14 protein-coding genes are annotated in these 19,868 nt (G+C 66.7%); 4 read left to right on the top strand and 10 right to left on the bottom strand.

Annotated features, from left to right (window positions below; translation table 11 throughout):
• Positions 1-59: 59 nt before the first annotated feature.
• The 4 genes from JMF82_RS13995 to JMF82_RS13980 all read right to left on the bottom strand — a co-directional run bounded on the left by JMF82_RS13995 (position 60) and on the right by JMF82_RS13980 (position 4,789).
• Positions 60-1,742, bottom strand: a complete 1,683-nt coding sequence (locus JMF82_RS13995; protein ID WP_201315181.1) for a methyl-accepting chemotaxis protein — start codon at positions 1,740-1,742, stop codon at positions 60-62.
• A gap of 177 nt (positions 1,743-1,919) precedes the next feature.
• Positions 1,920-3,905 (bottom strand): chemotaxis protein CheA, encoded by a 1,986-nt coding sequence (locus JMF82_RS13990; protein ID WP_201315180.1) that lies wholly within the window; start codon positions 3,903-3,905, stop codon positions 1,920-1,922.
• Between the two features lie 186 nt (positions 3,906-4,091).
• Positions 4,092-4,454, bottom strand: coding sequence for a response regulator (locus JMF82_RS13985; protein ID WP_130620936.1), 363 nt, complete (start codon positions 4,452-4,454; stop codon positions 4,092-4,094).
• A gap of 14 nt (positions 4,455-4,468) precedes the next feature.
• Positions 4,469-4,789, bottom strand: coding sequence for an STAS domain-containing protein (locus tag JMF82_RS13980; RefSeq protein ID WP_201315179.1), 321 nt, complete (start codon positions 4,787-4,789; stop codon positions 4,469-4,471).
• A gap of 195 nt (positions 4,790-4,984) precedes the next feature.
• Here JMF82_RS13980 and JMF82_RS13975 point away from each other — a divergent pair, with 195 nt between their 5' ends.
• On the top strand, positions 4,985-6,127 hold the full coding sequence (locus JMF82_RS13975; protein WP_201315178.1) for a flagellar hook-length control protein FliK: 1,143 nt from the start codon (positions 4,985-4,987) through the stop codon (positions 6,125-6,127).
• On the top strand, positions 6,124-6,396 hold the full coding sequence (locus tag JMF82_RS13970; RefSeq protein WP_201315177.1) for a flagellar biosynthesis protein: 273 nt from the start codon (positions 6,124-6,126) through the stop codon (positions 6,394-6,396). Before JMF82_RS13975 ends, JMF82_RS13970 begins: the two co-directional genes overlap by 4 nt.
• A gap of 25 nt (positions 6,397-6,421) precedes the next feature.
• Here the strand turns inward: JMF82_RS13970 and JMF82_RS13965 are convergent, their stop codons facing one another.
• From JMF82_RS13965 to JMF82_RS13950, 4 genes are all read right to left on the bottom strand, one after another.
• Positions 6,422-7,366, bottom strand: a complete 945-nt coding sequence (locus JMF82_RS13965; protein WP_201315176.1) for a transporter — start codon at positions 7,364-7,366, stop codon at positions 6,422-6,424.
• A gap of 286 nt (positions 7,367-7,652) precedes the next feature.
• Positions 7,653-11,819: a response regulator gene (locus tag JMF82_RS13960; protein WP_201315175.1), complete on the bottom strand. Its 4,167-nt coding sequence runs from the start codon at positions 11,817-11,819 to the stop codon at positions 7,653-7,655.
• Positions 11,816-12,070: a hypothetical protein gene (locus JMF82_RS13955; RefSeq protein WP_201315174.1), complete on the bottom strand. Its 255-nt coding sequence runs from the start codon at positions 12,068-12,070 to the stop codon at positions 11,816-11,818. Before JMF82_RS13955 ends, JMF82_RS13960 begins: the two co-directional genes overlap by 4 nt.
• Positions 12,071-12,321: 251 nt before the next feature.
• Complete coding sequence (locus JMF82_RS13950) at positions 12,322-13,497, bottom strand: alpha/beta hydrolase (RefSeq protein ID WP_201315173.1); 1,176 nt, start codon at positions 13,495-13,497, stop codon at positions 12,322-12,324.
• Positions 13,498-13,797: 300 nt separating this feature from the next.
• Here JMF82_RS13950 and JMF82_RS13945 point away from each other — a divergent pair, with 300 nt between their 5' ends.
• On the top strand, positions 13,798-14,931 hold the full coding sequence (locus tag JMF82_RS13945) for a hypothetical protein (protein ID WP_201315172.1): 1,134 nt from the start codon (positions 13,798-13,800) through the stop codon (positions 14,929-14,931).
• Between the two features lie 327 nt (positions 14,932-15,258).
• On the opposite strand, the gene JMF82_RS13940 is transcribed toward JMF82_RS13945, so the two are convergent.
• Together JMF82_RS13940 and JMF82_RS13935 are read right to left on the bottom strand one after the other, a co-directional pair.
• Positions 15,259-16,857, bottom strand: a complete 1,599-nt coding sequence (locus JMF82_RS13940; protein ID WP_201315171.1) for a S8 family serine peptidase — start codon at positions 16,855-16,857, stop codon at positions 15,259-15,261.
• A gap of 516 nt (positions 16,858-17,373) precedes the next feature.
• Positions 17,374-18,969 (bottom strand): hypothetical protein, encoded by a 1,596-nt coding sequence (locus JMF82_RS13935; protein ID WP_201315170.1) that lies wholly within the window; start codon positions 18,967-18,969, stop codon positions 17,374-17,376.
• Between the two features lie 339 nt (positions 18,970-19,308).
• Here JMF82_RS13935 and JMF82_RS13930 point away from each other — a divergent pair, with 339 nt between their 5' ends.
• A complete protein-coding gene (locus JMF82_RS13930; RefSeq protein WP_201315169.1) occupies positions 19,309-19,518 on the top strand; it encodes a dodecin in 210 nt (69 codons plus the stop codon).
• Positions 19,519-19,868: the final 350 nt, after the last annotated feature.

The raw sequence follows: 19,868 nt of genomic DNA, 5'->3' as shown, positions 1-19,868 counted from the left end.
GCGCGCGCGCGCGCTCGCGCACAGGGTGCGCTCCCACAAGGGGGCGTGTTTTTTTTTGCCTAGAACTCCGCCCAGCCGCCGGCCGTGGCCAGCTGGGGTGCGGCCTTCGGGGCGGCGCCCGGTGCCGGCAGGCGTGACCGGGCCGGTCGAGCCGGTGCGGTCTTCGCAGCGCCCTCCTGCAGCCGGAAGTAGCGGATCTGACGCTCCAGCTCGTCGGCCTGCTCCTGCATGGCGCGGGCTGCCGCGGCCGCCTCTTCCACCAAGGCGGCGTTCTGCTGGGTCACCTCGTCCATCTGCATCACGGCGCGGTTGACCTGGTCGATGCCGGAAGACTGCTCCTGGCTGGCCGCGGCGATCTCGGCCACGATGTCGGTCACCTGTTTCACGCTCTGCACGATGCCTGCCAATACCTGGCCGGACTCGTCCACCAGTACCGAACCGGCCTGCACCTTCTCCACGGTGTCGCCGATCAGCGCCTTGATCTCCTTGGCCGCGCCTGCGCTCCGCTGGGCGAGGTGGCGCACTTCGGTAGCGACCACGGCGAAGCCGCGGCCCTGCTCGCCGGCACGCGCCGCTTCCACCGCGGCGTTCAACGCCAGCAGGTTGGTCTGGAAGGCGATCTCGTCGATCAGGCTGACGATCTCGGTGATCTGGCGGCTGGCCGCCTCGATCTCACGCATGGCCCCACTGGTGCGCTCGGCCACCTCGCCACCGCGCTCGGCCTGCGTCCGCGCGCTGCGGGCGAGCTGGTCGGCGTGGCTGGCGTTGTCGGCGCTCTGGCGCACGATGGAGGTCATCTCTTCCATCGATGCCGCCGTCTCTTCGAGGCTGGAAGCCTGCTCCTGCGTGCGATGCGAGAGATCGTCGTTGCCGCGCGAGATCTCCTGCGCCGCCGTCGAGACGATCTGCGAGCCCTGCTGCACTTCGCTCACGATCTCCACCAGCTTGGTGCGCATGCGCTCCAGCGCGTGCAGCATGCTGCCCTCCCGGAAGTGCACGTCGCCGTGTCCGGCCAGGTCGCCGTCGGCGATGCGCGCGGCCATCGCCAGCGCGAAGGCCGGTTCGCCGCCGATGCTCTGGCGGATGCTGCGCATCGAGCGCCACACCACGCCGATCACCAGCAGGCCAACCAGCGCCGCTTCCAGCAGGCTGATCATCAGTGCGTGACGGAACTGCGCGTTGATGTCCACGAAGTACGCACCGGAGGCCACGTGTAGGTCCCACGGCTTGTACCAGGTGGTATAGGTGATCTTGTGCTCGTCCTGCTTGCCGCCCGGCATCGGCCACATGTATTCGGTCGCGCCAAAGCCGTCGCGCTGGTCGGCTTCCATCATGTGGCGATACATGAAGGTGCCTTGCGAATCCGCCTCGTCGCGAATCGTCATGCCCACGCGCTTGGGCATGATGGGATGCATCTGCATGATGAAGTTCGAATCGAACGCGAACACGTAGCCGGCGCCCTTGTTCCAGCGCAGCTTCGCCACGGCGGCCAGGCCGCGCTTCCTGGCCTCTTCGTCGGTCATTTCGCCGGCAAGGGCGCGCGCGTGATAGCTGTCGAGCAAGGAGATGGCCGTGTTCACTTCATCGCTGAGCGCGCTGACACGGGCCGCCATCTGCAGGCGACGGCTGTCGAGCGCGGACACGACGGTGAGCGCCGCCAACCCCGCCACCACGAAGGCGATGACCAGCCACACCTTCGCGGCAAGGCTGAGTTGATCGAGGTAACGAAGCGGCGATGTCATGGTCTGCAACCTTCAGAAATGAAATGGGCGGTTCTGCGATGGCCCGGATTCATTCCCTGCACTGCCATTCGCTGGCCGCAAGCCAGCGGCCGCGGCTTCCTGTCGCGACTTGTCCGGGTTTGTCCGGGGCGGCGACGCCGATCGACATCGGCATCGCCGTGGAAGACCAGGCCTGGGTCAGGCCGCCTTGCGTCGACTCTGCAGGCGCACGAGGCCAGCGATATCCACGATCAGCGCCACCGAGCCATCGGCGAGGATGGTGGCGCCGGAAATGCCCTGCACGCGGCGATAGTTCGCCTCGAGCGATTTCACCACCGCCTGCTGCTGGCCGATAAGGCCATCGACAAACAGGCCCACGCGGGTACCCTCGCCTTCGACCACGACCATCAGGCCTTCGTCGATGGCCTGGATCGCCTCGCCGCAACCGAACACGTCATGCAGTCGGATCACCGGCAGGTATTCGCCGCGGAAGCGGAACAGCTCGCCGCCGCCGGCCACGCTGCGCACGGCCTCGGCCTTCAGCTGCACCGACTCCACGATGGACACCAGCGGCACGATGTAGCGCTCGTCGCCCACGGCGGCGGTGAGGCCATCGATGATCGCCAGTGTCAGCGGCAGGGTGATGGTGAATACGCTGCCCTTGCCCTGCGTGCTGCGGATGGTGACGGTGCCGCCGAGGTCGGCCACGTTGCGGCGAACCACGTCCATGCCCACGCCACGGCCGGAAAGATCGGTGGTGACGGCCGCGGTGGAGAAGCCCGGCTGGAAGATCAGCTCGGCCACGGCGTCATCGCTCATGCCTTCGCCGCTGGCGACCAGGCCACGCTGCACCGCCTTGGCCACGATGGCGTCGCGGTTGAGGCCCGCGCCGTCGTCGGACACTTCCACCACGATGTTGCCACCACGGTGCGAGGCGGCCAGCGTCAGCGTGCCGGTGTCGCCCTTGCCCGCGGCGCGGCGCTTGTCCGGCGTCTCCAGGCCATGGTCGATCGCGTTGCGCACGAGGTGCACCATCGGATCGCCGATCTTCTCCAGCACCGTCTTGTCCAGCTCGGTCTGCTCGCCCACCAGCTCCAGCTTCACCTGCTTGCCGAGCTTCTGGCTGATGTCGCGCACCATGCGCGGGAAACGGTTGAACACGGAGGCGATGGGCAGCATGCGGATGCCCATGACGCTTTCCTGCAGCTCGCGCGTGTGTCGCGCCAGCTGGGCCAGGCCCTGTTCGAGGACGGCCATGCGGGCGGCATCGATCCCGCCCTCGCGGAAGGTGTCGAGCATGGACTGGGTGATCACCAGCTCGCCCACCAGGTTGATCAGCCCGTCGATCTTGTCGATCGACACGCGTACCGAACTGGATTCCGCGCTGGCTTCGCGCTGCGCGCGCACCGCGCCGGCATCGGCGACGCTGGCGGCGGGCGCGGCAGGCGTTGCGGCGGCCGCCGGCGCCACCTCGGCCACGACGTGCTTCGCCTCGATGGCGAGATCGCACTCGCCCTCCACCCAGTCGAACACGCCGGCGATGTCGGCGCGCTTGGCCGGACCCTTCAGTTCGATGGTCCAGCCCAGGTGGCACTCGGTGGGTTCGAGCTTGGCGAATTCGGGCACGCGATCCAGTTCGGGCGTCACCGTGAGCTCGCCGATACCGGCGAGTTCGCGGATCAGGCGCAGCGGCTCGTTGCCGCCCGCGAGCATGCCCGCATGCGGACGGAAGCGGATGGTCCAGGCATCGGCCTGGTCCACGTTGCGCCGCGCCTGCACGCCGCCGGCGGGCGCACCCCGGCCCATCAGGGCCGCGAGTTCGTTGCGCAGGCTCTCGGCGACGGCATCGTTGAGCGGCGAACCGGCCTGGGCGCGGGCGAACATGCCGCGCAGGCAGTCCACCGCGCGCAGCATCACTTCGATGATGGCGGCGTCGATGGCGCGCTTGCCGCTGCGCACCTCGTCCAGCAGCGACTCGGCCTCGTGGGTGAACGAGGAGATCTCCGGGAAACCGAAGGTCGCCGCGCCGCCCTTGATCGAATGCGCCGCGCGGAAAATGGTGTGCACCAGCTCCCCATCACCGCCGTTGTCGAGCGCGAGCAGCGACGACTCCATCGTGTCGAGTCCTTCCAGACTCTCTTCGATGAACACCTGTTGGAACTGCGCCAGACCGGCCTTGCTCATGGGGATGCTTCTCTAACGGAACGGTGACTTGCAGATCGAAACCCTTCTCCCGTCGGGAGAAGGTGCCGGCAGGCGGATGAGGGTGCGGGCGGAGCGCTCCGTTGAAGGTTGCGCAAGCCCGGCACCCTCTCTCCCAGAGGGAGCGGGGCTGAGCCCGCACTCCCTCGGATCGAGGAGGCTGGAGCTTCAGCCCAGCACGCGCTTGACGGTGGCCAGCAGCTGTTCGGGGTCGAACGGCTTCACCAGCCAACCGGTGGCGCCGGCAGCCTTGCCTTCCATCTTCTTGTCGGTATGCGACTCGGTGGTCAGCATCAGGATCGGCACGCCCTTGTATTCGGGCATGGTGCGCAGCTCGCGCACCATGCTGATGCCGTCCATCACCGGCATGTTCACATCCGCCAGCACCAGGTCGTAACGACCGCCACGGGCGGCGTCGAGCGCGAGCTGGCCGTTCTCGGCTTCGCTCACGTCATGACCGGCGCCGCGTAGCGTGAAGGCCACCATGCCGCGCATCGAAGCCGAATCGTCCACTGCAAGAATCTTTGCCATCTTCCACCTCAGTTTCAGGCCGGCATGGTTGCCGGCAATTCCAGTGCCTGCGTCAGGCCAAGCACGCCTGCCGCGTCACGCATCGTTTCGCTCACGCCCGACCAGGAGGCCGGCAGACCCCGCGCGGAAGCCGCGCGCCGGAACGCCAGCAGCAGCTGCAGCGCGGCGGTGTCCACGCGCTCCACGCCTGCGCCGTCGATCTCGACGGAAGCCGCCTCCAGTGCCTGGAGCAGGCCGGCTTTCACGTCGGCCAGCTCGGTCAGGCGAAAATCCGCGGGCAGCGCGATCACGCGCGCCTCGCCAGCCTTGCGTTGTGGGTTCGACTTGCTTCCCATGGCCTGTCCTCGCTGCGCCCCACGGGCGTCTACGGGGTGCTTATCGGCCATATCGGCGACTGCTTTAGCGATTTCGCCGCCCCGAAAACCTGTGACGGGCCCGACAAAGGCAGGCCCTCAAGTTCCTGCCGGATCGGCCGATCAACAGGGCACGGAAGGGACGCGCGCGGTTCCCTTGTCCGCAAGGAGTCTCGATTGGTCATCCAACCCACCAGCTTTGCCGCCCTCACCTGGGCCGGCGCCGCTTCCGGCAGTGCTGCCGAGAGCTGGCGCATCGGCACGGTGCTGGCCGCGCGGCCGCTGGGACTCAACCCGGATGGCATGATGGTGCTGCAGATAGGCGCCCTGGCGGTCGAAGCCGAGGCGCCGCGCAGCCAGCTGCCGTCGCAGTTCCAGGTGCGCGTGCTCACGCTGGGCGCGCAGCCGCAGCTGGAAGTGATCATGCCGCACACGCCCGAGCCCGCCATCCAGGTGGCGATGCGCGAGCGCCTGCCGCAGCAGAACGGCTACGCGCCCTTGCTCGCCACGCTCGATGCGCTGGCGCAGCGGCCTGCGCTGCGCCAGTTGCCTGCCTACCTTCGCCCGGCGCTCGCCCTGCTCGAGCATGTCGTGCGCACGCCGGCCGAGGTGACGCGCGGCGAAGGCCTGCGCGAAGCGATCAGCCGCAGCGGCCTGTTCCTCGAATCCCAACTCGCCCAGTCGCATCTGGACATGGCCGCGCTGAGCCAGGAAGACTGGAAAGGCGCGCTGCTGCGCCTGGCCAGCCTGCTGGACGACTACCTGCCCGCCCGGCGCGCAAGCAGCTCGGGCGGCAGCGAAACGCCGCCGCCGCTGCAGCAGCGGGGCCTGCAGCCGCAGCCGCGCATCGCGCTGCCGCCGGAGCTGCTCAACGACGACGTCGACGCATTGCTCAGCCGACTGCACGGTGAAGTGCATGCCGCGCTCGCACGCGTGGAAGTGGCGCAGCTGGAAGCCACCACGGTGCCGGCATGGATGATCGAGATTCCGCTGCAGGGCGATGGCGGCCCGGACATCCTGCAGATCCAGTTGCAGCACAACATCGATGCGGAGGAAGCATCCGCGTGGACGCTGGGCTTCACGCTCGACCTGCCCGCGCTCGGCCCGGTGCAGGGCGAACTGCAGATGCGCGACCTGCGCCTTGCCGTTCGCCTGTGGGCCGAACGCGCAGGCACCGTGCGCAAGCTGGAGCATCTGTTCGGCCCGCTGCGCCAGCAACTTGCCGCCACCGGCCTGATCCTCGACCAGTTGAGCTGCCAGCAGGGCCTGCCGCATGCCAGCAGCCCGCACAGCGCCATCCTGCTGAAGACCATGGCATGAGCACGCCGCTGCCTCCCGCCCGTCGACGCGTCACCCTTCGTCTTTCCGGCGGGCCGAGCGACGCCGCCCCCACGGCCGGGCTGCCACCCGAATCGCTGGAAACGCTGCTGGCGCGGGCACGCGCATTGGGCATTCCGCTGCACCACGATCCGCAGATGGCCGCCCTGCTCGCCTCGCTGCGATTGCGGCAGGAAGTGCCGGCGACGTTGTACGCGGCGGCGGCGGCGGTGTTGTCGTGCATCTACGACGCGGCGGACGAACCGCACTGACACGGCGTCTCCTTGATGCCCGGCGTCAGAGTGAAATCGTCGCCGACAGCATGAAGGGGTTGCCTTCGAGGCGGTTCTTCACGTCGAACTCGTGCATCCAGCGCGCAGAAAACTCCACCTGGCCGCCCTGCCATTTCTTCAGGTAATTCACCATCGGCCCCAGCGCCAGCGCCCGGCCCTTGAAGCCGTTGAGGCGATCGGCGGTCGGGCCGCTGTCTTTCTCGATCTGCTCGATCCAGCCGCCCACCGCGCCCACGCCCCATCCCGAAGGGAAACGCTTGACCAGCAGGGAATCGATGCGGAACACCGCGCCGTTCTGGTAATCGGTGTCGTCGTTCCTGGTGTAGAAGTCCACCGCCGAGGTGAGGCTCCACTCCAGCGAACCCTGCTGGAACAGCTGCGTGTAACCCACGGTGGGCGAGAACGTCCAGTTGTTGAGGCTGACGTTAGCCAGCTGGCCCTTGCTGTAGCTGCCGGTGGGCGCATAGATGTAGAGCGCGAGCGACAGGTGCTGCGTCTGGCTGAAATGATGGCTGGCGATCACCGGCACGAAGGTCATGTCGAACAGGCCGCTGTCGTGGTCGCTGAGGCCCCGCGAGAAATTGCCGAACGACGTATTCACGTTCGCATCCACGTAGGCAAACGGCACCGTGACCATGGTGGCGAAATTCCAGGCCGACGGCCTGGTGTTCCAGATGTAGACGCCGGCCAGGTTCAGCAGCTGGAACTCCGCCTTCAGGCCGAGCGAAACACCGCCACCGGTGATGGGAACCTGCTTGGCGGCGCTGATGGAACCGCTGTAGTAGGCATAGGCCAGGCCCCAGTTCCAACCAGGCGTCGGCGGCACCAGGCCCGCGTATGAGGTGGCCTGCACGCCGGTGATCGCGCGCCCGAGGGCACCTTCCGTGGCGTGAGCGGGGGCGACCACCACGGTCGCCAGCAGAACGAGAACAAGCGCGAGTCGTTTCATGGCAGCTCGACGGATGGGGTGGGCCGGCCAGGCTTGCCGTGGGGCGGTGGGCGCCTGGGGCCGTGGGATCGGGCTCAGGGTCGTTGCCCGCGCGATGTGGAACAAGCGCAATTCCACCTAGCCGTTCTACGTAAAACTACGGAGACGAGGACCATGGATTTGCGCTTGTTGCCGTCACCTACGGCTTGCAGGCTTGCGGCGAGCGGCTACGTCGTGCCCGCTGCGCCCATGCGCAACTACGTGCGCATCGTCGCGGTGAGCCGCCGGCCGAATCCCGCACGCCGCGTCATGTGGAGGATCCGGCCTTCAATGCCGCCAAGCCGTCCATCACGGGACGCAACGCCTGCAGGAGCTGCGACAGCAAGTGTTCGATCTGTTCCGGCGTGGCGTTGTCGCGGCAGGCCTGCTCCAGCTCGCCGGCGGCGACGGCCACTTCCCGCGCCGCGACGTTCCCCGCCGAGCCGCGCAGCGAGTGCGCGAGACGGCAGGCCGCACCCGGGTCCGCGTCATGCTCCGCCTCATGGAACAGCTGGTCGAAGTGCGCATAACTGCTGCGGAACATCAGCAGCATGCGCCGGTACAACGAAGGGATGTTGCCGCACATGCGCAGGCCTGCCTGCGGATCGATGCCCGGCAATTCCGGGAGGACATCGTCCGACCCGGCGTCGCTCAGCACCGCTCCATCGTCGGTGGTCCGCCGGGGCTTGATCCACCGCGCCATGGTGGCGAACATCCCGTCGACATCCAGCGGCTTGGGAATATGGTCGTTCATGCCCGAGGCCAGCGCCCTCTCGCGATCGCCGGACATCGTATCGGCCGTCATCGCGATGATGGGCAGCCGCTTCATGCCGAGCCGATCGCGGATCTCGCGCGCGGCGGTATAGCCGTCCATCACCGGCATCTGGCAATCCATCAGGACACCATGGAAGCGCGGATCGTCGGCCAGCCGCTCCAGGGCCTCCCTGCCATTGCAGGCCAGGACGACTTCGATGCCGGCCGAACGCAGCAACTCCTGCGCCAGTTCGCGGTTGAGTTCGTTGTCCTCCACCAGCAGTATCCGGCAACCCGACAAGGCCGCGACGGCATCGCCGTGCCGGCTGCGCTGCTGGTCCGCATGCCTGGCGACCTGGATGCCCTTGCCCAACGCGTGGGCGAACGCATCGAGCAAGGCCGAGGCCGTCGTCGGCTTGGCCAGCACATTGCTCAGCACCACGCCCTGCTGGCGAGCCTCGCCCATGGCCTCGTCACCGCTGAAGGCGGTGATCATCACGACCGGTGGAACCACGCCGCCTCCGGCGGACTGCAGGCGCCGCACGGTTTCGACGCCATCCATCCCGGGCATCTTCCAATCCATCAGCAACAGCTGGTACGGACGCCCGTGAGTGGCGGCCCACGCATACAGGCGCAGCGCCTCGCCGCCACCGCATGCCACGTCCACGTCGAAACCCATGCCGCGCACCATGCCCGAAAGCACGTCGCGCGCGGCGTCGTTGTCGTCCACCACCAGCACGCGCAGCCCCTGGAACGCGTCGGCGAACCATTCCACCTGTGCCTGCGCGCCCGCCTGCACGCCAAGGTGAACATGGAAGTGGAAGGTTGCGCCCTTGCCCGGCTCGCTCTCCACCCAGATCTTTCCGCCCATCAGCTCCACCAGCTTGCGCGAAATGGCCAGGCCCAGCCCGGTCCCGCCGTAGCGACGGGTGATGGAGGAATCGCCCTGCACGAAGGACTGGAACACGCGATCGCGCTGCTCGGCCGTCATGCCGATGCCGCTGTCCTTGACCCAGAAGTGCAGCTCGATGTCGTCGCCTTCGCGGGCGACCTGCTCAACGCCCATCACGATCGCACCGCGCTCGGTGAACTTGGCCGCGTTGTTGCCCAGGTTGAGCAGCACCTGGCCCAACCGCAGCGGATCGCCGACCAGCGCGGTCGGCAGGTCGGGTGCCGTCTGGAACAACAGTTCCAGCTCTTTCTCTTCCGCCTTGAGGCCGATGATGCTGGCGATGTGGTCCATCACGTCCTCGAGCCGGAACTCGGCCTGCTCCACGTGCATCTGGCCCGCCTCGATCTTGGAGAAGTCCAGGATGTCGTTGATGATGCCCAGCAGGCTTTCCGCCGAGCGATGCACCTTCTCGACGTAGTTGCGCTGCTTCGCGTCCAGGTTCGTCCGCAGGGCCAGGTGGCTCATGCCGATGATGGCGTTCATCGGCGTGCGGATCTCGTGGCTCATGTTGGCCAGGAAATCGCTCTTCGCGCGCGTCGCTTCCTCGGCGATCTCCTTGGAGCGCTGCATGGCTTCCTCGGCCGCCTTGCGCTCGGTGATGTCGATGAACCAGGCGAGCACGCCGGTTTCGCCGTCCCAGGTGATCGGCACATAGGTCGCCACGACATCGCGGGTCCGCCGCTCGCGGTCGTACATCTGCAGCTCGACACGCGGGATCGCCTCGCCCGCCTCCAGCCGCTTGCCCAGCCTGAGCCGTTCCTCGGGGTCCTTGTAGGCACCGATCACCTCGTCGCCCATGTGCATGCCGAAGGTTTCGACGAATCGCGGGTTGGTGAAGCGAATGCGTCCATGGGTGGCGACACCGATGCAGACGGGGCTGCGATCGAGGATGTACTGCAGACGCTCTTCGCTGCGCAGCAGCGCCGTTTCCATCGCGCGCCGCTCGCTCACGTCGCGCACCGAGGCGCATACGCAGGTGCCCCGGCCATCGAACTCGGGGAGGAACGACAGGCCAATCTCCACCGACAGCTCGCTGCCGTCCTTGCGCACGCCATGCAGGTCGACGTTGCCCGCACCCATCTTGCGGCTCACGCCCTCCTTGAAGAACTGCTGGCGCAAACCGGCATGGGGCAACCCAGAGGCAGCGGGGACGAGTTGCTCGACCACTGCGCCAGGCAGCTCGCCGCTGTCGTAGCCGAAGATCGCCTCCAGCTTCGGGTTGGCCAGCACGATGCGGCCACCATCGTCGACGATCATCATGCCGTCGGGCGCCGACTCGATGATGCCGAGATACCACGCCCTCGCCGCCTCGATGGTGCGCTGCTGTGCCTCCAGCTCGATCGTCTGCGCCTTGAGGCTTGCCGCCTGCAGCGCCGTCACCTCCGCCTGGCGACGGCTTTCTTCCAGCAGCTGTCGCGTGCTGACCGTGCTTTCGAGGATCTCCATGCTGGTGGCGAGGATCGGCATCAGGTCATCGAGCAACTCGCGCTGGACCGCATCGAAGGCGGACAGGCTTGCCAGCTCGACCACGCCGAACAGGCGCTCGTTGCGCAACACGGGCAGCAGGAGGATATCGGCCGGCGCCTTCTCGCCCAGCGATGAACCCACGCGCAGGTAGCCGGCAGGCGGCGAGCCCAGCACGATCGGCGCCCGCTCCGTCGCGCACTGGCCCGCCAGCCCCTCGCCCAGGCGCAACGTCCGCGGCGACTGCTCTGCCGCATAGTGGGCCACGCGTTGCAGTTGGCTGGCCTCTTCGTCAAGGCTGTAAAGAGCGGCATGGCCGATGTGCAGCAATGGCGCGATGGCCGACAGGAACCGGTGCGCCAGCTCGCCCATGTCGGCGGCGGACTGCAGTTCGCCGCTGATCGAGGCCACGTGGGTCTTGATCCATCGTTGGCCGGCCAACTGGCGGGCTTCGTCTCGCAAGGTGATGATCGCGCGCGCAAGATCGCCCGCTTCATTGGGATAGTCGGTATAGGGAATCTCGACATCGAGGTCACCGGCACTCAAGGCATCGAGCGCGCGGCGCAACCCATCGGCCGGACGACGGATGGAACGACTGATCAGGCTTCCGAACAGGACGCCGGCGCCGACGCAAAGCGCAAGCAGCCAGAGCGTCAACTGCAGGGCATGCAGGAACTGCGAGGAAACTTCGCGCACCTCCTGGATCGCGCCCTTGCGCTTGGCTTCGCCGACATTGGCAAGGGCCGTCTTTACGGCCACGTCACTGCGCAGGAACTCCGGCGAGGTGAGCATTGCCGCCGCGCGTGCATTCCGTTCGGCGCCGGCCGAACCCGCCGACTCGCCGAGTGTCGACACGATCAGCTGCACCCGGCTGCGATAGTCGGCAAAGGCGGCCTCGAAGCTGGCAAGCTTGCTTTCGGTTTCCTCGCGAAAGATGTGCGGCCGCGCAAGCTCGATTTCCTGGCGGGTCAGGCCTTCGGCATCGGCGATCTGCCGCAACGCTTCCTGTTGTGCCTCACCGGGACCGACAAGCACCGCCTGCCGCAGGTTCTGCCCGACGTCGGCAAGCGCCGTGCGCGCCGCCGCGATGTGCACCATGCCGAGCATGTCCTTTTCGTAGAGGCTGCTGATCTGGTCCCGCTGCTCGCGCAGCATGCTCAGGCTCAAGACGCCGATCAGCACGGCAAGCACCAGGATGCCCCCAAAGCCCGCCTGCAATCGCGATCGCAGCGGCAGGCGTTCGAGGCGCTCCAACCAGGCACTCATGCGCGATGGCTCTTTCGCCCCCGCCTTGGGGCGAAGATGGGTGGCGACCGTGTCCGAGGCTTCGACTTGAGCTGGCGAGGCGCGCCGAAGCCGTACATGCCGGGCGTCATCACGTCGGGCAGGATGAGGTCGGCGGCAGCCGCGAGGACGCGGTAGAGGGGACTGGGCAGTTCGGACATCCGCAGCCGGTTGTCCGGCGTGTCGTCGACGATCAGCACACACGGCGTCTTGCCCGTTTCGGTGACGCTCATCCCGACTCTCCTTCGCATGCCCCATGCGCGAGTCGCAACGGTGGCGGCCCGCGCGTGGACCGCCGCTAAAGAGCCCATGCCCCATCGCCCGGCGAACATCGCTTGCACTTGGGCCGGGGGCATCCTAGGCGGTGGATGCTCAACGGCGCGCGAAGACGCGCACCGCGTGGGTTGGGGAGCGCCTTGGCAGGGCCGGTGCGTGGACATGCGGCAGGCGGTCCGGTTGGGCCACCCGCCGCGCCTGTACCCCGTCAGCGGTCGCGCACGGCTTCGCCCGGTGCCACGTCGCCCGCCTGCTGCGCCAGCGGCAGCACGTCCGTCACCAGGTGCATCAGGAAGCGGCCGGGCTGCTCCTGCATCATCATGTGCGCGGAGTCGGCAAAGGACACCAGCTTCTTCGATGGCGCATGGATGTTCGCGTACCACGCTTCGGTCAGTTCGTGCGGCGTGGTGTAGTCGTGCGCGCCCACGTACACGATCACTGGGCAAGCAAACGTCGTCACCTGGTCGAAGTCGGTGGCGAGCAACGCGGGCAACAGGTGGTTGAGCGAGAACAGGCTGCCTTTGTCGATCGCATCCAGGTCCTCGCGGCTGTAGTCGGGCGAGAGTTCCTCGGCGTCCACGTCGAACTGGTAATCCTTGCGGCCCCAGGCAAGGCCGCCGTAGTACATCTCCCACTTGCTGCGCATGCCGATGCGGTCGAGCGTCAGCGGGCCACTGCCCGGATACGGCGCCATCGCTTCCAGCTCGCGGATGGCCGTCTGGTTGCCTTCCTCCTTCGCCTTGCGCAGGGCGTAATTGAAGCCCACCTCTTCATTGCGGCGACCGTTCACCACCTGCCCCGTCGAGATGTATGCGTAGAACCATTCCGGATGGCGCTGCGCCAGCGTGACGCCGAGGATGGAACCCCACGAATGGCCCAGCAGGAAGATCTTCTGCTTGCCGAAGCGCTCGCGCAGATAGGTCACCACTTGTTCGGCATCATCCGTCATGCCCTTTACCGACATGCCGGGCGCCATCGCGTCCTCCGTGTTGGCGCGATACGTCTTGCCGGCGCCACGCTGGTCCCATTGCACGACGGTGAAGTAGTCCTCCCATGGCGTCTGGAAGGTGTAGGCCTCGGGCATCGCCGGCGCGGCCGGGCCGCCATGCAGGAACAGCAGGATCGGGTTGCGACGATCCTTGCCGCGGATCGATACCCACTGGTCGATGCCGTTGATGTGCAACCTGACCTTCTCATCCACGCCCTGCGAGGCGAGGATCATGCGGTTGCTGTCGAGGATGCGCGTGACCTGCTCGCGCGACATCATCGACTTGTCCTTGGCAGGCGCATGCGCTTCCTCCGCCACCGCGGCGGGAGCGAACGCATGGCTGAGGACAACGCCGGCGGCAAACAGCAACGAAATGAGATACGACTTGCGGGACATGCGTAAGACTCCTGTCTGCGGTTCTTTGAGCCCGTCCGGTGATTCATCTGCCGGCGGGAAGCCATGGGTGCATGTCGCCGGGACATGCCGTTGCTGATAGCCATGGCAAGCGCCGTGCCAAGTCGCGCGCCAGGAAAAAATCGTTTGGACACCATGACTTGCGCAGTGAGCGCTGAAAATGCCGTGCGTCCGCGGACAACGGCACGGACGTCCGGCCTGCGGACGCCCTTCGTCCCCATTTAACTCCGCGGACAGGTCCGGCAAGGCAGACTGTGCGGCCTCCATGCCAGAGTCAGTCACGTGCAGGCCATTGATACAGACGCGAAACAGCTCAAACGCGCACGCCTTCGCCGCCTGAAGCCTGCACTGCCGGCTTGCGTTGGCCTGGCGTTCGCCGCCATCGCGCATGGCGCCACGCCGGACAACCGTGCGGGCACGCCTGGCCTGCTCGCCATCCAGGTCAACGCCGACAAGCTCACCCTTGCCGTCGCCAAGGTTCCGCAGATCTACCTGTACGGCACCATCGACGCAGGTGCACCCGACCGCTTCGAGGCACTGGTGCGATCAGGCAAGGTGCCGCCGGGTTCGGACGTCTATTTGAATTCTCCCGGCGGCGACCTGCAGGCCGGCATCGCCCTGGGCCGCCTGTTTCGCGCCCAGTCGATCGCCACCCACCTGGGCGTGCCGCGCAAGCCATCGCGCTCGACCACGCCGGCCTCCAAGGTGGCGGTATGCATGGACGCCTGCACGCTCGCCTACCTGGGCGGCCTGTTTCGCTGGTCGCCCACCGGCAACGACCGGTTTGGCGCGTTGCCCCTGCGCACGCCAGGCAACGCGACGCAGGCGCCGGACGAAGCGGATGCGTACCTGAAAGAACTCAACCTGACGGCCGAGGCGCAGTACGGCCGCAAGATCCAGGCGGATGCCAGCGTGATGACGGGCGATGAGATGATCAACTCGGGGCTCGCGAACAATGGGCGCCTCGCGCCTACCGTCAGCTATCACATGATGGGCAACGCGCCCTTGCTGACGCTGGGCCAGAGCGCGCGCGACGGCCAGTATCGCATCACCCTGCTGTGCAAGCCCGATGGCCTCACGGTCACGGCCTACTACATGGTCGGGGTGGAACGCGCGCGCAAGCTGGTGTCGCGCGCCAACCGTTCGTACTTCGAGATCGACAACCAGCAGACCTTGCCGGGCGACCGTGACGCCTTCAGCGCCACCAGCGAATCGGTGATGATCAGCCGCCCGGTGCCGCTCGCCCAGGTGACTCAGTTCCTGTCCGCGCGATCCGTAGGCGCCTGGCTGGCCGATCGTGGCGGCGCCGTACGCTACGGCTTCACCATCTATCTCGAATCGGTACGCAATCGCCTGCAGGGCTATGGCGAGGCCTGCGCGCAGATGGCCAAGGCATCCACCGCCGCCAAGCGCTGAATTTCATGGACATCATGTAGGAGCGCACCCAGTGCGCGACCGCCTTTCGCCTCAGTCCTGATTGCCAGTCTCACCGGCACAGTCGTTGTGCCCTGATCGTCGCGTTATCGCGATGGGTCTCGCCTGCGATCGCAGGGAGTCCCCGTGGGGACGCTGGCTTCCGAGCCACTGCCGCGACCCGGGTCACTTTCTCTACGTGGCATTCCCTTGCAGGAGCGCACCCAGTGCGCGACCGCAGAGGTGATCGATGGGCCGCGGTCGCGCACTGGGTGCGCTCCTACATTCATTGCCGAGGGCCGATGCCTGCGCGGCATCGGCCCTTCGTCGTTACGGCTGTGTACCCGCCGCCTGCACGGCAGCATAGGCGTTGACGATGCCTGCCCCGATCGTCTTGCTGCCGCTGGGTTTCACATGCGGTGAAGTCGCCGAGGACTTCAGCAAGGATGTGACCTGCGCCGGCGTCAGCAGCGACTTGCCGAGCGCGAGTCGATAGCTCTGCATCAGTGCCACCACGCCGGCCACATGCGGCGTCGCCTGCGACGTGCCGGCCATGCCGCCGTACGTCGCCGTGGTCGGCGTCGTCGTGCCGGCGTTGATGGTCGACCAGATGAAGCCGGTGGTGACCTGCGTGCCGGTGGAGGCATCGTTCTTGTAGACGCCACCGCCCGGCGCGGCGATCGCGACGAGCGAACCGTAGTTGGAGTAATAGGCACGCGCGCTGGTAATGCCCGTGGCCGCCACGGTCACCGCGCCCGCGCAACTGGCCGGCGAGTAGTTCGACGCATTGGCGTTGCTGTTGCCGGCCGCCACCACCACCGTCGCACCGCGGCCGATGGCGCCGGTGATCGCCTGGCCCAGCACGCTGCTGGACGTGCACTTGCCTGAACCGCCCAGGCTCATGCTGATCACTTGCGCAGGATGTGCGTTGGCAGGCACGCCAGACACGCTGCCGCCCGAGGCCCAGGTGATGGCGTCGGCGATGTCGGCGTTGGAACCGCCGCAATGGCCGAGCACGCGCACCGGCAGCACCTGCGCGCCAAACGCCGTGCCCACCATGCCGGTACTGTTGTTGGTGTATTCGCCGCCTGCCGTACCGAACACGTGGGTGCCGTGCCAGCTGCTGTCCTCGGCCGGCTGCCCGGCGCCGCACTGGCCGGCGGTCACCCAGTCGCCCGTGTCCCAACCGCCGGCAACTCGGCCATTGGTGGAGCGGCCAGACACCGACGCGGTGCTGATGAAGTCGTAACCCGCATTGGCGAGTGACAGGTTGAGGTCGGGATGGCTGGTCACGCCGGTATCGAGGCTGGCGATGACGATGCCCGTGCCGTCGGCGAGGCTCCATGCCTGCTGGATGTTGGCGCCGCCCCAGTTGGCGACGTTCGCGTTGAGCGTGTTGTCCAGGAAGTTGGCGCCCGTCGCGGCCAGGTAATCCCACTGGTACGAGGCGTAGTACTGGTCGTTTGGCACGGTGAACGTGGCCGCGCCGGCCGGCTTGATGCCGTCGACCTTCTTCAACAGATACTCGGGCTCCACGAACTCCACCGCGGGATCGGCGGCGATCTGCTGGATCAAGGCCGACGCTTCGGCCGACGACAAGGCGCGGTCGCTGCGCACCAGGTCGGCACCCGTAGCGAGCTTGCGCCCGTAGTGCATGTTGAGCCCGCGCGCGAAGGCCGCGGCGCCGCTACCGAGTTTTGCGCGGCCCGCGGCCACGCCCACGTTCTGCACGGCGGCCGCGGCGTTGCCGCGTTCACTGCTGCCGTTCCTGTAGGTGACGATGAAGCCGGTATACGTCTGGTCGCCTTGCAGCGGACTCACGTCGAATTTCGACGACGGCGGCGGTGATGTACCGAAATCCGCGGCCATCGCCGAAGTGCCGAGGGCAAGCCAAAGCGAAGCGACCAACCATTTCCTATGCATGCTCATGCAGATCCTCGTCCAAGTATGGGTCGCAGTGGTTCCGTGACCTCCTGTCCGAACCTGGCCAGTCAACCCGTGACCGGCCGCTCGAGGCGTCGAGCCTGCGACGGTGGTTTTCCCCGATCGATGTGTCCCTCCCGGACACGCCGCAAACAGTGACGGACGCAGAGGGCGTCCGCAGACCTGTCATGCCGATGCACTGGAAAAGCGCGCAGCCGCCCGTGGCGGCGTGGCCTGGCCACACCGGCATCACTCCTTCCAAGAAGAATTCAGCGGGACGAACCCGCCTCCCCAGCGCCAACGACCGCAAGAAGTCGCGGCCGTTCCATCATTCATTTGCGATGTGAAGGAGACGCCAAGAAAAACTGACGGCGGGCTGGCGTAGAACGATCCAAAAACGTCGGCGCTGCCGAAGTGTGATGTGGCGCGTGAAATCGACTGCCTTGCAACGATGCAAGGTGGCGGCCGCCAAAAAAAAACGTCCCCGCCTTGGCGGGGACGTCCGAACGGCCTGCCGCCGCCTTACTGGCAGCCGGGGAACTTGAACGACGCGATGCGCGTGCTCCAGTTGAACGCGCCGTTCGTCTTCAGGTACTCGTTGGTGTACCAGAACGTGCAGTCGTCCACCGGATCGATGGTCATCGCGCTGTAGTCGCCCCAACGCGCGAGGTTGCTGCCCGTCTGCGACCCAAGGCCTTCGAGGATGCTGTTTTCGGCCTGCATGGTATTGAGCGCATCGGTGGCGAGGCGGCCGGTATAGCGGATGGCCGGATGCAGCGTGCTGCTCGACGTGCTGTAACCCAGCGCCATGTTGCCCTGCTTGTCCATCGCCACCGAGCCCATCCAGCGGTAGCTGGTGTCGGGCGAGAACGTGGACTGCTGGTACACCGTCGGCGTCGCGCCCGGGGTGCGGATCTCATACCAGCGCACGCCCGTGTACGGGTTCTGCCTGCTGGTGCCGACCTTCACCGAATGCGTGACCACCAGCGATTCGTGATCGGTGAAGTTGCGATAAGCCAGGCGGAACATCAGCCGGTCACCCAGCGAATCCAGCTTCTGTTTCACGCCACCCTGCGGGACGCAGGTGCCGCCACCGCATGCCGCCGAGAACGATGCCACCGGGATCGAGACCGGACCGGTCAGCGTGGTGTTGGCGGTATTGGCCCAATCCACATGGAACTTCCACAGGTTGAGCGAGTTCGCGCCGAAGTTGAGCATGTAGTTCGGTGACCCCGCCGGCGGCGCCGTGCTGCCGTCGAGATCGGCCGGCAACACGCCGCCGTAGCTGGTGGACAACTGGAAGCACTGCTGCGTGGCGGCCGCGCCGCTCAGCATCGCATTGCGGTCATAGGCACACAGCTTCGCGCCGGCGAAGGTGTTGCCGTTGAACATGTTGAATGTCTCGTAATACGCGTCGGGCCACACGCCCATCTTCGGATAGTCGGGGAACACGCTGCCGTAGGGGAACGCATAGCGGTAGTACGCGCCGGTCGCATCGCTGGTCGCCGACACCGCTACGCACTGGTAATACGGCGCGGCGGTTACCGCGAACTGCGAGATCACCCAGCGATTGGCCGCCTTGTCGTACACCACCGTCGCGTCGCCGTCGTTGTCGGTTTCGCAGGGCCCGCCAAAGCCCGACCACAACGTGTTCGATTGCACCGGTCCGTACACCACCGACTTGGTGGCCTTGTCGAACACCGCAAAACCGGTGTTGACGATCTGCACGTACTGCGTGGCGCCCACCGCGCCATTGGTGTCCGGCGGCGCGCTGTTCACGGTGAACGAGCCCTGCGGACCGCTGAAGCCGTTGCCGACACCGTCCACGCCCGAACCCAGCGTCGGCGCGAACGCGCCGCCGGGGCTGCCTTGCAGGGCGCCTTCGGGTGGATTGCCTGGACCATCCAGCCACGGCAAGGGATGCAACGGATGATTGCGCGGCCCCTTGGAAAAATCATCGGGCCTGGGCATCGTGCCGCGCAGGGAATGCAGTACGTCATGCTGTACGGCGGACGTCACCTCGGCAGTGCCATTGTCATCGGCGTAGGCGTTGCCTGCGGCCAGGGCGATGACCGAGCCCAACGCCACGCTGAGACGGGTGATGCAATGAAGAGCCATGTTCCCCTCCAGAAGATGCAAGTGATCTAACCGGTGACCTGGCTGCGTGACACGCGCACGCGAAACCTTGAGCCGCGACTGACACAGCCGGGGATCCCTCGCCTGCCGCGGCCATTCGCTGCGTCCCCAGGGCAAGGTCGAGGGAACGTAACCCCGGGACCTTTCGCACCGCTTAGCTCGCGCGTGAAGACTTCGCGAAACCCCGCCATGAAACGAGACCGGCATCGCAGCACGGCGATGCCAGCGGTTCTTCACGTCACCTAGGCGCAGCCGGGTGTGCAGTGCCGAGGGCAAGCACGCGCGCCAACGCGCACCCACCCGAACCAGGAGAGCCGCGCCATGACCGAACACGTGTACAAATCCGTCGAGTTGACGGGCTCATCCAGCAAGAGCAGCGACGACGCGATCCGCGTCGCCATCGAGCGTGCGTCCAAGACGATACGCGACATACGCTGGTTCCACGTGACGGACGTCCGCGGCCATGTGGACGGCGGCAAGATCGCGCACTGGCAGGTCACGCTGAAGATCGGCTTCACCCTCGAAGGCTGAACCCAACCTCTCTTGTCGATGCATGCAGCGCGCACGCGCCATCGCGTGCGCCATGTCCAGCACATCACGCCACGGCCTTTCGAAAGGCCTGCGTCAGCATCGAATCAACGAAGACTTTCGCACTTTTTCCGCACGAAATTGCGAGCGCGCACGAGTGCGCACTTCGGAATTTTGCCAATGCAGCGATGCATGCACACCGTGCTAGCGTCGAGCTGGGGAGCGGACCTTCTTTCCAAACAAGGGAGCGTGCTGGGGAGCACGCCACGGAACGGCGGACCTAAGGTGAGCAGCCTCTCGCCCTGACCGGGCGATCACAACATTCCAGAGCCGGGCATCGGCTCGACAAGAGG

Origin of the sequence: Dyella sp. EPa41 (genome assembly GCF_016586165.1) — a bacterium.
Lineage (GTDB): Bacteria > Pseudomonadota > Gammaproteobacteria > Xanthomonadales > Rhodanobacteraceae > Dyella.
The sequence above is the reverse complement of the archived record's forward strand: the minus strand, read 5'-3'. Positions and strand labels throughout refer to the sequence as shown.

Excerpts from the sequence above, each read along its gene's own strand:
- JMF82_RS13995 (WP_201315181.1), bottom strand. The coding sequence starts at position 1,742 with ATGACATCGCCGCTTCGTTACCTCGATCAACTCAGCCTTGCCGCGAAG.
- JMF82_RS13930 (WP_201315169.1), top strand. The coding sequence starts at position 19,309 with ATGACCGAACACGTGTACAAATCCGTCGAGTTGACGGGCTCATCCAGC.
- JMF82_RS13960 (WP_201315175.1), bottom strand. The coding sequence starts at position 11,819 with ATGAGTGCCTGGTTGGAGCGCCTCGAACGCCTGCCGCTGCGATCGCGA.
- JMF82_RS13940 (WP_201315171.1), bottom strand. The coding sequence starts at position 16,857 with ATGAGCATGCATAGGAAATGGTTGGTCGCTTCGCTTTGGCTTGCCCTC.
- JMF82_RS13965 (WP_201315176.1), bottom strand. The coding sequence starts at position 7,366 with ATGAAACGACTCGCGCTTGTTCTCGTTCTGCTGGCGACCGTGGTGGTC.
- JMF82_RS13970 (WP_201315177.1), top strand. The coding sequence starts at position 6,124 with ATGAGCACGCCGCTGCCTCCCGCCCGTCGACGCGTCACCCTTCGTCTT.
- JMF82_RS13950 (WP_201315173.1), bottom strand. The coding sequence starts at position 13,497 with ATGTCCCGCAAGTCGTATCTCATTTCGTTGCTGTTTGCCGCCGGCGTT.
- JMF82_RS13935 (WP_201315170.1), bottom strand. The coding sequence starts at position 18,969 with ATGGCTCTTCATTGCATCACCCGTCTCAGCGTGGCGTTGGGCTCGGTC.
- JMF82_RS13955 (WP_201315174.1), bottom strand. The coding sequence starts at position 12,070 with ATGAGCGTCACCGAAACGGGCAAGACGCCGTGTGTGCTGATCGTCGAC.
- JMF82_RS13990 (WP_201315180.1), bottom strand. The coding sequence starts at position 3,905 with ATGAGCAAGGCCGGTCTGGCGCAGTTCCAACAGGTGTTCATCGAAGAG.
- JMF82_RS13980 (WP_201315179.1), bottom strand. The coding sequence starts at position 4,789 with ATGGGAAGCAAGTCGAACCCACAACGCAAGGCTGGCGAGGCGCGCGTG.
- JMF82_RS13985 (WP_130620936.1), bottom strand. The coding sequence starts at position 4,454 with ATGGCAAAGATTCTTGCAGTGGACGATTCGGCTTCGATGCGCGGCATG.